This is a genomic window from Nocardia seriolae NBRC 15557, from assembly GCF_007990715.1.
In the GTDB taxonomy this organism is placed as follows: domain Bacteria; phylum Actinomycetota; class Actinomycetes; order Mycobacteriales; family Mycobacteriaceae; genus Nocardia; species Nocardia seriolae.
The window spans coordinates 1-13,238 of record NZ_BJWY01000061.1; the positions used below are offsets into that span (position 1 = coordinate 1).

The following is a 13,238-nucleotide window of genomic DNA, read 5'->3' on the forward strand; positions in this document are numbered from 1 at the left end:
CGACACTAGCCGATTGCGAAACCACGGATGGCGCAGATAGATCGGTGCTTCCACGGTTGGACCGCTCCGTGCCGCGTCGCCTTGTGTAAGCTGTCTGAGACATCAGGTTTCGGGCGAAGGTGCTGAATATGTCGACGGTTGAGCGTAATCACTTTCCGGCGTGGTTCGACCGGCTACAGACCAGATATATGAATCCGGTGGTTCGGCCGGTGGCGCCGTTTCTGCCCGGGTTCGCCGTTATCGAGCATGTGGGGCGCAGGTCTGGGCAGCCGTATGCGACCCCTGTCAATGCTTTTCGCGTCGGCGGCAGGCTTTATGTGGCTATGGGGCATGGGCGGACCGATTGGATCAGGAACACGCTCGCGGCGGGAGAAGCGGGTGCGCGCTACGCTTTTCGCCACTATCGGCTGGTGAATCCGCGGGTGGTGGGGCGCGGTGAAGCGGGCTCGGAATTCCCGCTCGCCGCTCGGATCGCCGCACGCCGGCTTCCGTTGTTCGTCGCGGACGTCGCCGCCGACTGACGCCGCGAATCGGTCTGTGGTGAACCGATTCTGCGCGCTCGGGGAATCGGTGCGTAGCTAGCCACGGACCTCGAGCCGTCGGACCAGCGCGACCAAGGCAGCGCGCAAGGTGTCCGGATCGTCGGTGTCCGCGCCCAGGATCATGCGGACCACCTGCGGGGCCGCGAACCACCAGGCGGCCAGGGCGGCGACCGCGTACAGGAGATAGCCGGGGGCGACATCGGCGGTGAGGGTTCCGGCGCGCTGGGCGGCGGCGAGCGCGGCCACCTTGTCCGCGTAGTGGGAGGCGCGCGCCGATTCGGCCGGTAGTTCGCCCTCTCGAGGTTGCAGCCCTTCCCAATACATCAGTCGCAGGAACTGCGGGTGGGTGCGGTGGAAGTCGAAGACGTGGCCGGCGTATTCGGCGAGATCTCCGGCCTTGTCGGCGGACAGCGGGCTGGCCGCGGCCAATTGTTCGAGCTGGCCGGTGAGGACGGCTTCGAACAGGCCGCGTTTGTCGCCGAAGTACTGGTAGATGCGTTCCTTGTTGATCCCGGCGCGGGCCGCGATGGCGTTCACGCGGGCGCCGTCGGGACCGCGTTCGGCGAACTCGTGCACCGCCGCCTCGAGCAGCAGCCGTCTGGTTCTCTCGGTATCCCACGCCATGGGGTCCATCCAACCATCTCCAACCGGACGGTTGCGGTTGGGCTCCCGGCTGTGGCAAACTCCAACCACACGGTTGCAACCAAACGGTTGCAGATGAGGCAGGAGGTGGCATCGTGCCCGAGTTGCGCTCTCGCACGGTCACGCACGGACGGAATATGGCCGGGGCGCGCGCCCTCATGCGGGCCAGCGGCGTTCCGTCCGCGGATATCGGCCGCAAGCCGGTGATCGCGATCGCCAACAGCTTCACCGAGTTCGTGCCGGGTCACACCCACCTGCAGCCGGTCGGCCGGATGGTCGCCGAGGCGGTGCGCGCGGCGGGCGGCATCGCGCGCGAGTCCAATACCATCGCGGTGGACGACGGCGTCGCCATGGGGCACGGCGGCATGCTGTACTCGCTGCCCTCGCGCGATCTGATCGCGGATTCCATCGAGTACATGGTGAACGCGCACTGCGCCGACGCGCTCGTGTGCATCTCCAACTGCGACAAGATCACTCCCGGCATGCTGATGGCCGCCCTGCGGCTGAACATCCCGACCGTGTTCGTCTCCGGCGGCCCGATGGAGGGCGGCACCGCGGTGCTGGTGGACGGCACCGTGCGCAGCCGTCTGGACCTGATCGTCACCATGTCCGAGGCGGTGTCGCCGGAGGTGTCCGACGAGGACATGGCGCGCATCGAGGAGAACGCCTGTCCCACCTGCGGTTCCTGCGCGGGCATGTTCACCGCGAACTCCATGAACTGCCTGACCGAGGCGCTGGGCCTGGCCCTGCCCGGCAATGGCACCGTGCTGGCCACCCACACCGCCCGCGCCGAGCTGTACCGGGCGGCCGGGCGCACGGTCATGGACATCACCCGCCGCTACTACGACGCGGACGACGATTCGGTCCTGCCCCGGAATATCGCCTCCCGCAGTGCTTTCGACAATGCGATGGCCCTGGATCTGGCGATGGGCGGCTCCACCAACACGGTGCTGCACCTGCTGGCCGCAGCCCAGGAGGCCGGACTGGACTACACCCTCACCGATATCGAGAAGATGTCGCTACAGGTGCCGTGCCTGTGCAAGGTCGCACCCAATGGCACCTATCTGATCGAGGACGTGCACCGCGCGGGCGGCATTCCGGCGCTGCTGGGCGAGCTGAACCGGGCCGGACTGCTGCACCGCGATGTCCGTGCGGTGCACGCGGATTCGCTCGACGGCTGGCTCGCCGAATGGGATGTCCGCGCGGCCGCTCCGAGCCACGCCGCGCTCGAGCTGTTCCACGCGGCCCCCGGCGGCAAGCGCTCGGCCGAGGCGTTCTCGCAGTCCGAGCGGTGGCACACCCTCGACCTGGATGCCGCGCAGGGCTGCATTCGCGATGTCGCCCACGCGCATTCGCGCGACGGCGGCCTGGCGGTGTTGCGCGGCAACCTCTCCCCCGACGGTGCGGTGGTGAAGTCCGCCGGTGTGGCCCCGCACATGCACACCTTCACCGGCCCGGCCGTGGTGCTGGAGTCCCAGGAGGATGCGGTCGAGGCCATCCTGTCCAAGCGGGTCAAGGCGGGTGATGTCCTGGTGATCCGCTACGAGGGCCCGCGCGGCGGACCGGGCATGCAGGAAATGCTGTACCCCACGTCATATCTGAGGGGTCTCGGTCTGGCCGGACAGTGCGCGCTGATCACCGACGGCAGGTTCTCCGGCGGATCCTCGGGCTGTTCCATCGGCCACATCTCCCCCGAGGCCGCCGCCGGTGGCCCGATCGCACTGGTCCGGGACGGGGATTCGATCACCATCGACATCCCGTCCCGCGGCCTCACCGTCCACGTCGACGACGACGAACTCGCCGCCCGCCGAAAGGAATTGGAAGCCCATGGCGGCTACGGGCCGCGCAACCGCGCACGACAGGTGTCCGCCGCCCTGAAAACCTATGCCCTGCTGGCCACTTCGGCCGACAAGGGCGCCGTCCGTGATCCGGCGAAACTCGACGGGTGAGCCCCGGCCTCAGTCGTCGGCCGCCGCCACGACGAAGCTCGCGACGGTGGTCGTGCTGCCGCCGATATTGACGGTGCCGTAGCGCCGCGCATTCGGGAGCTGGAACTCGCCCGCCTGATCGGTGACCTGCCGGTAGGCGTCGAGCAGCATGCGGACGCCGGTGGCCCCGACGGGGTGGCCGATGCCGATGAGACCACCACCCGGGTTGATGGGCAGGCTGCCGTCGCGGGCGATCATGCCGGATTCCACGGCTTTCCAGTTCTCGCCCGGGGCGGTGAGGCCGAGGTGGTCGATGGCCATGTACTCCGACATGGAGAAGCAGTCGTGCACTTCGACACCGTCGAGCTGGTGGATGTCGGCAAGCCGCGCCCGCGACAGGGCGTCGAGGACCGCGGTGCGGACGTGCGGGAAGACGTACTGATCGGCCGCGGAGACGCGGAACTTCTCGTCGAGCGGCAGGCCGACGGTGCGGTGACCCCCGCCGGTGATCACGGCGGTGCGATCGACACGGATGTCATTGTGCCGCTTCAGTAATCGATCCGACACCAGGACGACCGCCGCCGCGCCGTCGGTCATCTGGCTACAGTCCTGGCAGCGCAGCATCCCGGCGACCGGCGGATTGGCGGCGTCGTCGGCGGTGAAGGCGGCCTCGCCGTAACGCCAATCCCGGGTCTGGGCGTTGGGATTCAGGCGCGCATTGGTGATATTCAGCTCGCTGATGGCACGCAGATGCGCGGGATCGAGGCCGTACCGGCGGTCGTATTCATCGGCGACGGCGGCGAATTGGGTGGGCCAGACCAGGTCGGTGTCGAGCGTCTCGTGGCCCGCCCACGCGGCCGCGCCCATGTAGGCGGCCGCCTGCGCGCCGGGGACGGTCTTCTCCAATTCGGCCCCGAGCACCAGGGCGCAGTCGTAGCGCCCGGACTCGAGGTCGGCCATGGCGGCGAGGGCCGCCATGCTGCCCGAGGCGCACGCCGCCTCGTGCCGGGAGGCGGGCACGCCCCACAGCTCCGGATGGACGGTGGCGGGCATGCCGCCGAGATGGCCCTGACCGGTGAACAATTGACCGAACGCATTGCCCACGTGGATCACGCCGATGTCGGTCACCGCCACGCGCGCGGCGTCCAGCGCCTCCTCCAGGACGGTGCGGACCAGAGCATCGAACGAGGCTCCGGCGCGCTGCCAGTTGACGGCGAAATCGGTTTGAGCGCCGCCCATAATATGCACGGACACGAGGACCTCCTGCTGTCGATCGATGGGATTCAGAGTCGAGCGCGCAGCTCGCGGCGCAGCAGCTTGCCGACCGGGTTGCGCGGAAGAGCATCGGTGATCACCAGGCGCTCGGGAAGTTTGAAGGAGGCGACCTCCCGGGCCTTCAGATGCGCGACCAGATCCGCGAGGGCAACGCTCGCACCGGGCGCGGGAACGACTACGGCACAGCACTTCTCACCGAGCACCGCATCCGGATAGCCGACGACCGCGACATCGGCGACCGCCGGATGGCCGATGAGCAGTCCTTCGATCTCGGCGGGCGCGATATTCATCCCGCCGCGAATGATGATCTCCTTCACCCGGTCCACGAAACGCAGATACCGGCCGCCCTCGCCGCACAGCTCGAAAACGTCTCCGCTGCACAGGTATCCGTCCGCGTCGAACGGCTCGGTGGCGGCGGTGCCCGGCAGGTAGCCGCCGAACACGGCCGGGCCGCGCAGCCGCAGTTCGCCGCGGCCGCCGATCTCGGTGACGGTTGCCCCGGTGGTGACATCGACCAGCTTCACCGCCGTACTGTCGGCCAGCCGCGTGGACCAGCGCACCCCGGCCGCGCCGTAATGCGGCAGGTGCTGGGCCCGCACCTCCGGATCGGGGATATCGGTAGGCGCGCCCAGCAGGCTCACACCCTCGTTGGAGCCGAAGAAGTTCAGCACCTGGATGCCGAGCTCCTCCTGCCAGCGCCGCACCACCGGCGGCGGCAGCGGAGCCCCACCGGAACCGACCGTGCGCAGCGAGGACAGGTCGGCGCGGGCGCGCAGGTCGTCGTTCTGCAACAGCATGGTGAGCAGCGCGGGCGGCATGCTGGTGTGGGTCACCCGATGCTCGGCGATCTGCCGGAAGAACACCGCCAGATCCAGCGGATGATGCTGCACCAGATGCCCGCCCGCCAGCAGCCACGGCAGGAACGAGCCCGCGAACCCGGCCATGTTCACCATCGGAAACGGATTGAGCACCACCGAATCCGTAGTCACGCCCAGCCCGTCCTGAACACCGTTCGCCACCGCCAGCCAATCACCATGACAACGGGGAATCCCCTTCGGCGTGGCCTCGGTGCCACTGGTCCAGCAGATGGTGATCCGATCGTTCACCGTCACCGGCAGCGTGAACGCATAGTCACGCACCCGATTCCGCGCGTGCGCGTCCACCGGTTCCCCGATCGCCACCGCCCGCCCCGGAATACCCGGCCCGAAGGCGAAGACGGTACGCAGTCCGCGCGTCGCGAGGCCTTCCGCCGCGAGTTCCCGATCGCCCAGCGCTCCAACGGCAATGAGCGCCTCCGCCCCGGTCGCGGCCACGATCCCCGACAGTTCGTGCCGCCGGAAGGACACCGGCATGGGTGTCGCCACCGCGCCCAACCGCCACAGCGCCAGATAGATTGCGGTCAAGGCGACGGAATTGGGCAGCTGCACCGCAACGACGGCACCTTGGCGGATCCCGTTGGCCAGCAGCACCGCCGCGATATCACCGACAAGATCGTCGAGTTCGCGCCAGGTGAGGGTGCGAGGTTCCGCACCGGTCAGCTGGACCAGATTCGCCGGATCGCTGACCGCCGGAGCATCCGGCGTCTCGTCGACACGCTGCCGGAACACCTCGGGAATCGTCTCCGGCTGCCACCACCCACGCTCCAGATACTCCCGCACCGTCTCCTCGGAATGACACGGATGCACCATCCGCCGACTGCTCGAAGTGCCCGTGGAGGTGGATGTTTCGACCATTTCGTTTCCCTGGTGCTAGATGTTCCGGTCACAGCCCCGAGCCGGAGCTCAGGAGATACGCCGCAGGACGGTGGCGGAGCCCAGGCCGAGGGCGGCGGGTATGGCTATGAGTGCGAATTCGCCGTCACGGCGGCGTAATTCGTCGAGGGCCGAGACGAGGAGGATGCCGCCAGTTGCGCCCAGTGGGTGGCCGACCGCCATCGCGCCGCCGGACGGGTTCACGCGCGCTGGGTCGAGGCTCAGTTCGCGCCTCAGTAAAAGCGGTGTGACGGCGAAGGATTCGTTCACTTCGATCCCGTCCAGGTCGGCGGCCGAGATGCCCGCGCGTCGCAGGGCCACGCGCGCGGCGCTGATCGGCGCGCTCAGCAGCGGCGACCGGACCGCTGTCTGCGCGGTGCCCACGATCTGCGCCACCGGTGGCCGTCCGAGTGCCTGCTCGGCTCGCCGATTGCCCAGCAGCAGTGCCGAAGCCCCGTCGGCGAGCTGTGGCGCGGTGGCGATCGTGTGCAGCCCGCCGACCGGATGCGCCGCGCCCGGCAGCCGCCGCGCCACCCGCTCCCAGGCCGGATCCGCACCGAACAGCGTGGGCAACGCGGCGAACGCGGAGACGCACGCGTCAGGCCGTGCACCCTCGTCGGCGGCCAGCACTACGGATTCACCCTTGCGCACCGGAATCAACGACTCCGAAACGACTGCCGCACTGGCCTTTCGATGTGACCGCACCGCAAAGGCATCCAGTTCCGCCCGCGTGATCCCGTACTCGGCCGCCGTCAGATCCGCAGATACCCCGATGGTCACGAACCCGGTCCGCTCCCCCAGGTCGGCATCGACCGCGATGGCGGGCCGATCCGCCAGCATCGGCACCCGCGACATCGACTCCACCCCACCGGCGACAACCAGATCCGCGAACCCCGCCGCCACCCGCGCGGCGCCGCTCTCGACCGCGTCCAGTCCGGAACAGCACAGCCGCGAAACCACCGCCCCCGGAACCGAATCCGGCCACCCTGCCCAGATGGCGGCCGCCCGCGCGATATCCCCGCCCTGCTCCCCCACCGCCGTGCTCACCCCGACGAGCACATCGTCGACCGCCGCCGACGGACATCCCCGCTCCTCGAGCGCCACGAGCAACTGCCCGAGCAATTCGTACGGCGGTACCTCCGCCAACGTTCCCCCACCCTTGCGCACCCGCCCCCGCGGCAGCCGCACCGCGTCATAGACGAACGCCTCGGTCATCGGCCCGACCCCGCCGAATCTCCTGCCGCACCCGGTGTCTCGAATCGGGGAACCTCGCCCGTGGCCGGACCGGATCCGGACCGGGAAGCACCATTCGCATGCGGTCCAGACCCCGATCCGGGCAACAGCCGGCCTCGGAGTTCGGCCCCGGGGCGCGTGGCGGACTCGCGAATCGCGGCCAGCGCGTCGAGCGTTCGATATCCGGCCGGATCCGCGGCCGTCGTCACCGGTACGACGACCACTTCGTCGGCTCCGGCGTCGCGGTAGGTGCCGAGCCGGGCCGCGAGGGTAGCCGGATCGCCGAACATGCCTACGGCCGCGGGCAATTCGTCCGGGATGGCCGCTAGCACGTCGCGGGGATGGGCACCGCCATGCGCGAGCCGGACCACCTCGCCGAACCCGGCCTCGGTGAACATGGCGTCGTAACCGGGTGCCCGCAGGTATCCCACGACCCCGGACCGGACGGTGGTGAACATGTCCGCATCCGGATCGGCCCCGGCGGTGACCCAGACCGACACCGGCGGCGCTGCCCGCCCCGCCCGAGCCGCGAATTCCCCTATCGCCGTGACACATCGCGCGGTCTGAGCGGGCGTGACCAGATTCAGTACCACCCGGTCCGCACACCGCGCCGCGACGTCGAGCGCCCGTTCCCCGAATGCCGCCACCGCGATCTCGCCACCCGGGCCCACATCGGCCGGAGCCGCCCGGTGAGCCGCCGAAGGCCGGTCGCCGGTGGAAGGTCCACGACCGGTGGTGGATCCGACGCTGGGCCAGCCGCGGGCCGCCGCGCCCGAACCGAGTACGGCGTGAGCGCGGGTGGGGCGCAGGGCGGGCAGGCGCAGCCGGAAGCCTCTCGTGCGTTCGATCAGGCCGTCGTATTCGACCTTCTCACCCGCCAGCAGCGCACCGACGATGCGGGTGGTTTCATCCAGATGTCTTGCGGTGCGGTGTCTTCGGCGGCCGTGCCAGTCGCGGACCAGGACCGTGCTCGACGTGCCGAGGGCCAGGTCGACCGGGCGGCCGGTGAGGGCGGCGACGGTGGCCGCGCCCATGGCGATGGTGGCTGGGGTGCGGACACCGATAGGTAAGGGGCCGAGGCAGAGCGGCATTCGGCCCGGGCTGCGGCCGATGGCGGTGGCGAGGGCGAAGGCGTCGAAGGTGGCCATTTCGCCTATCCAGAGGCGGTGGTAGGCGAGCTTCTCGGCGGCTTCGGCTACCGCCAGGGCATCGAGGGGCGGGCGGTTCTGCCAATAGGGTAGGCTGACACTCAACTTCGGAAAAGTCACTCGGACAACCCATTTCACTGCTCCGGTTGCGCGGCGGCGCGCATCCGGTCGGCGCTGACCCAGGTGGCGTGGAAGCCGAGGGGGACGCGGACGGGCAGGCCGAGGCGGCAGACGGGTCCGGCGGTGAGGTCGGCGGCGTCGTAGATCCAGACTTCGCCGCGGCCGGTGTGGTTGTTGTGGGCGAACATGGTGAGCCAGGCGTCGTCCTCGCCGGTGCCGCCGGGGCGTGGGACCACGGTCAGTTCGCTGCCGAAGATGCCGTCGCCGAAGGGAGCGGTTTGCTTTGCGCCGGTGAGGATGTCGTATTTGATGACGGCATCGAAGATCATGGTGCGGTCCACCGACAGGCGCATCTGATACGAGTAGCGGCCGCGGTGCCCGGTGACACCCTGGTCGATGGCCGGGAATTCGGTGTTCACGTCGTCCATGACCTCCTCGGTGGTGGCACCGGTGCGGAGGTTGAAGCGGTACTTGTGCAGCTTCGCCTCGGGCCGCAGATACGCGAGCAGCTGGGCGAGCGGGTGGGCGCGGTCGGAGACGGGGCTGGGCTCACTGACCCGGCACACCACCAGGACGATCTCCTCGCCCTCTTCCCACGAATTCACCGTGTGATAGATGTAGCCGGACTCGGCCTCGAACCACTTCGCCTGCGCCCCTGCGCCGTAACGCGGCAGCACGGCGAAGCGGCTGGGCAGCGTGCGATCGAAGAAGATCTTGAACCGTCCGGCGGCGGCCGCGCGGGGATCGTTGTAGAGCGGCAGATCCATGAGGATCGAATAGTTCTCGGTGATCGCCATGTCGTGCGGCAGGCGCGGGCCGGGTAGCTCGAGCCCGGTGAAGTGCTTGACCGTGCCGTCCGGGTCGGCGACGCCGTAGCGCAGGTACGGCGAGTGGATGCCGTAGTCGAAGAACAGCAGTTCCTCGCTGTGCTCGTCGACCTTGGCGTGGGCCGAGACCTCGCCGTGCAGCGTGCCGTTGAAGGTGTCGACACCGCGGGTCTCGAGGCTGATCGGGTCCAGCGCATAGGGTTTGCCCGCCCGGTACCACAGGGCAAGCAGATTGCCGTGGTGGTAGACGAGATCGGTATTGGCCGAATTACGCTCCCGGCGATCTCCGGCCGGATTCGTGTCCCAGGGCTCGATGACCCCGCGCCACAGTGCCGTTCCCGCCGTGTGCTCGGCCTCGAATTCGGCGGTGCGGACGAACCGATTGCGGTAGGTCGCCCGGCCGTTCTCGAAGTGCACCGCGTGCAGCATGCCGTCCCCGTCGAACCAGTGGTAGCGGCCCAGCGGCGCGAACTGCGGGTTCGGCCCGTTGCGCACGTACACGCCGTCGAGGTCGGCGGGCAGTTCACCGTGCAGCACAGGCAGATTCGTGGCCGTGATCTCCTCGGCGCACGGCGCGTAGGGGCCTTCCAGGTACGGATTGGTGAGCGCGGCCGCGGCGGGCGCGATGAGTTCTTCATTGAGCGGCATGCGGAGCCTCCAGCGGTCGGGCGAGCAACACCCGGCAATTTCACTACAGTTAATGAAGTGATACGCATCTCATCGTTGGCTGTCAATAGCCGGTCGGATCGCCAGGGGCTCGAAGCGGACGTCGCGGCGGCCGAGCACCGCCCCGCAACCCCGGCAGCGCAGCGCGGGGACCAGCACCGCGCCACATTCCTTGTGCCGGATCAGCAATCCCGGTTCCGGGGTCTCGGGATGGGCCCGGGTCGACCACGCCAGCAGGAAGGCGAAGACGCCGAACAGCGCCCGCCCGCGCGGCGTCAATCGATAGTCGCGCCCGCCCGCCCCGGCCCGATCCAGGATGCCCGCCTCGACCAGCCGCGACAGCCGCTCGGTCAGGGTGGTCGGCGACATGTCCAGCGCGGCACGAAATTCCGAGAACCGCCGCACCCCGGCCAGCGCCAGCCCGGTGACCGCCGCACTCCACCGGTCGCCGATGGCCTCCATGATCTCGTCGAAGCGCGCGTCACCGCGCGCCGGAACCGTCCGCCCGGAGCGCCGCCGCCCGGAGGTGAGCTGCCACAACGCCTCCCGGTCCAGCTCCACCTCGGTGTCCTGGGTGGTGACATCGCGCCCGCAGCCGCGGCACATGACCACCGGCGGCCCGCGGTGCCCGCACTCACCGTGGGTGAATTCCGGCAGCAGCGCCCACTCCGGCGTCCATTCCCGCTGCCAGGACCAGACGCAGACCAGGATCTCCCAGGTCGCCAAACCCAGTGCGGTGAGCCGGTATTCGCAGCGTTCCGCCGCACCGGGGCGCTCCGCGGCTCCGGGCCGGGACACGCGTTCGAGCACCCCGGCATCGACGAGCGCCGCCAGCCGGGCGGTGAGCACGGCGGGCGGCGCCGCGGTGCGGTCGGCCCACTGGGTGAACCGGCGCGCGTGATCGACGAAGGCGTGCCGCAGGATCGTCAGCGTCAGTCGATCGCCGAGCAGATCGAAGGTCGCGGCCACCGGATTCGTCACTTCGATAACTGTACTGGAACGAACCGTTCAGTCCGAGCCGGTGCGTTCAGTTCGATATGGATGCCAGCTCGCGCTGCACGGCCACATCGTGCTCGGCCGCCTCCTCGGCCGCCTTCTTCGGGCTCCAGTGCCCGGCCATGATGAACACGAACGGGATGAAGCAGATCTGCGCGATCAGGCAGATCCACCACCAGCGCTTCCACTGCTTGGGCGAATCCGCCTGCGCCTGCTGCACATCCTTGCCGTGCGCGGACAGGTAGGCCAGGTCGTCGGCGGGCACCGCGCTCACGGCCTTGAGCTTGGCACTGCCCGCGGTCAGCGCCGGACCGGTCTGCGAGGCCACGGCCAGCTGATCGACGGGCACCTGCTTGGCCGCGGTGATGCGCGCGACGGCCTGATCCGGCGGCACCGAGAACTTCTGCGCGACCTGCCCGACCGCGGTGGCCGCGGCCGCCTGATCGTTCGGATTGGTCAGCAGCGCCACCAGCACCTTCTGATCGATCGCCTGCAGGGTGGCCAGCTCGTTCGGATACTTGGCGTGCAGCTCGACGGTGGTCTTCACATCCGCCGGGGCGGCCCCGGTCAGCTTGACCAGCGCATCGACCTGTGCCGCTTCGTCGTTCGGATTCTTGCCCAGCGCCGTGAGCGTATCCGCGCCCACGGTCTGAATCGTGGTGATCTCGTCGTGGTACTTGGCACTGATCGTCTGCAACCGCGGCCCGTAGTTCACCAGCGTGCCCGCCGCGGTGACCACGAACAGCAGACCCAGCAGTACGAAGGTCACCACAGTGCGCAGCACGCCGCCCCACACCGCGAGCCCGACCGCCGTGGCCGCCGGATTGCGTTTCTCCACCGTCTCGGTGAAGCTCGCCATCCAGGTGGAGTAGGCGATGCCGGATCCGACCGCGGTGAAGCTCATGACCACCGCGAAGGTGTAGTAGTCGGTCCCGGGGTTGTCGGTGTAGCCGAGGAATACGAAGGTGCCGATGATCGAGATGATGGCCCCGAACACCATGAAGGGTTTGCGCACCTTCAGGGCGTCGGACACGATCCCGGTCAGCACCAGCGACAGCGCGCTCGCGATCCAGTACCAGTTGCCCAGGGCATTGGCCTGCGCGGCGGTGAAGCCGAAGTTGGTCGCCATGTAGACCGGCAGGAACGACACGATGGTGTAGAAGAACGCGAGGAAGATCGAGATGGCCAGCGCCGAGCCGACGATGTCGAGGTGCATCATCTGCTTCCACTGATTGCGTTCCAGCGCATCGACATCCAGCCCGCGCGCCCGCGCCTCGATGAGCGCCCGGTCGCGCAGCGAGACCATGATCTGATCGCGCAGCCGGGGACTGAGCTCGCGCAGCCCGACCAGGCCGATGATCGAGATCACCGTGCAGATCACGCCCGCCAGCCGGTAGTGGTACTGCCAGTCCGGGTGCGCGTCGAGGGTGTGGGTGGAGATCTCGGTCGTGACCAGTGCGCCCAGCACCGGCCCCAGGGTCCAGAAGCCCATGGCCGAGGCGCGATCCAGCTGCGGCGAGAAGTCGCGCACCAGGGCGGGCGTGGCCACCAGCACCGCGCCCTCGACAATGCTGATCATGCAGTAGACGGCGAGGAACGCCTCCTTGGACGTGCACGCCGGCTGCGCGAACAGCGTGAGCAGCGAGGTGACGACGGTCCCGTAGGCGACGATGTTCGCGCGCCCCCACCGATCGAGCAGACCGGTCACCACCGAGGCCACGGCCCCGAAAGCCGCACCGACAATGAAGATTCCGACGAAATACGCGAAGGTCAGGTGGAAGTAGGCGATGAGCTGATTGCCCACCGCGCCCGAGACGAACAGCTGGTAGTACAGCCCGACCGACACGACGACAACGAGGAATAGATACCAGGACCGTGCGGGAGTGTCCGGATAGTGCGGCAGCTTGCGCTGCCACAATCCGGTGACCAACGTGGGCGGGGGGAACTCCGCGGCCGGGGGCACCGCGGTAGGAGTGCTACTCATGATCGAGACGCCTTTCTCTCCACGGCTTTTCGTGCGACCGGAGGACCCTTCGCGACACAGCACGACCAGCCGGGTGAACACAGGGTAGCGGTCATGAGTGGCCTGGATCACTGTTACCGAAATTAG

10 protein-coding genes are annotated in these 13,238 nt (G+C 68.8%); 2 read left to right on the forward strand and 8 right to left on the reverse strand.

Annotated elements, in window-relative coordinates; all coding sequences use genetic code 11:
• Positions 1–128 precede the first annotated feature (128 nt).
• Entirely contained in the window at positions 129–521 is a 393-nt protein-coding gene (locus NS2_RS19130; protein ID WP_033088845.1) for a nitroreductase family deazaflavin-dependent oxidoreductase, read from the forward strand.
• Between the two features lie 57 nt (positions 522–578).
• Here the strand turns inward: NS2_RS19130 and NS2_RS19135 are convergent, their stop codons facing one another.
• Positions 579–1,166, reverse strand: a complete 588-nt coding sequence (locus tag NS2_RS19135) for a TetR/AcrR family transcriptional regulator (protein ID WP_033088870.1) — start codon at positions 1,164–1,166, stop codon at positions 579–581.
• A gap of 113 nt (positions 1,167–1,279) precedes the next feature.
• Here NS2_RS19135 and ilvD point away from each other — a divergent pair, with 113 nt between their 5' ends.
• Entirely contained in the window at positions 1,280–3,133 is a 1,854-nt protein-coding gene (gene ilvD / locus NS2_RS19140) for a dihydroxy-acid dehydratase (protein WP_033088846.1), read from the forward strand.
• 9 nt (positions 3,134–3,142) lie between these two features.
• On the opposite strand, the gene NS2_RS19145 is transcribed toward ilvD, so the two are convergent.
• From NS2_RS19145 to NS2_RS19175, 7 genes are all read right to left on the reverse strand, one after another.
• Positions 3,143–4,351 carry an acetyl-CoA acetyltransferase gene (locus NS2_RS19145; protein ID WP_033088847.1) on the reverse strand — a complete coding sequence of 403 codons (1,209 nt, stop codon included), beginning with the start codon at positions 4,349–4,351 and terminating at the stop codon, positions 3,143–3,145.
• 44 nt (positions 4,352–4,395) lie between these two features.
• On the reverse strand, positions 4,396–6,120 hold the full coding sequence (locus NS2_RS19150) for a class I adenylate-forming enzyme family protein (protein WP_081986032.1): 1,725 nt from the start codon (positions 6,118–6,120) through the stop codon (positions 4,396–4,398).
• Positions 6,121–6,168: 48 nt separating this feature from the next.
• A complete protein-coding gene (locus NS2_RS19155; protein WP_033088849.1) occupies positions 6,169–7,353 on the reverse strand; it encodes an acetyl-CoA C-acyltransferase in 1,185 nt (394 codons plus the stop codon).
• Complete coding sequence (locus NS2_RS19160; protein ID WP_063864975.1) at positions 7,350–8,624, reverse strand: LLM class flavin-dependent oxidoreductase; 1,275 nt, start codon at positions 8,622–8,624, stop codon at positions 7,350–7,352. Before NS2_RS19160 ends, NS2_RS19155 begins: the two co-directional genes overlap by 4 nt.
• A gap of 29 nt (positions 8,625–8,653) precedes the next feature.
• Complete coding sequence (locus NS2_RS19165) at positions 8,654–10,114, reverse strand: carotenoid oxygenase family protein (RefSeq protein WP_033088850.1); 1,461 nt, start codon at positions 10,112–10,114, stop codon at positions 8,654–8,656.
• Between the two features lie 69 nt (positions 10,115–10,183).
• The gene (locus tag NS2_RS19170) at positions 10,184–11,113 is read right to left on the reverse strand and encodes a winged helix-turn-helix transcriptional regulator (protein ID WP_228102757.1); all 930 of its coding nucleotides are present in this window, start codon (positions 11,111–11,113) and stop codon (positions 10,184–10,186) included.
• Positions 11,114–11,159: 46 nt separating this feature from the next.
• Entirely contained in the window at positions 11,160–13,112 is a 1,953-nt protein-coding gene (locus NS2_RS19175) for an MFS transporter (RefSeq protein ID WP_033088852.1), read from the reverse strand.
• Positions 13,113–13,238: the final 126 nt, after the last annotated feature.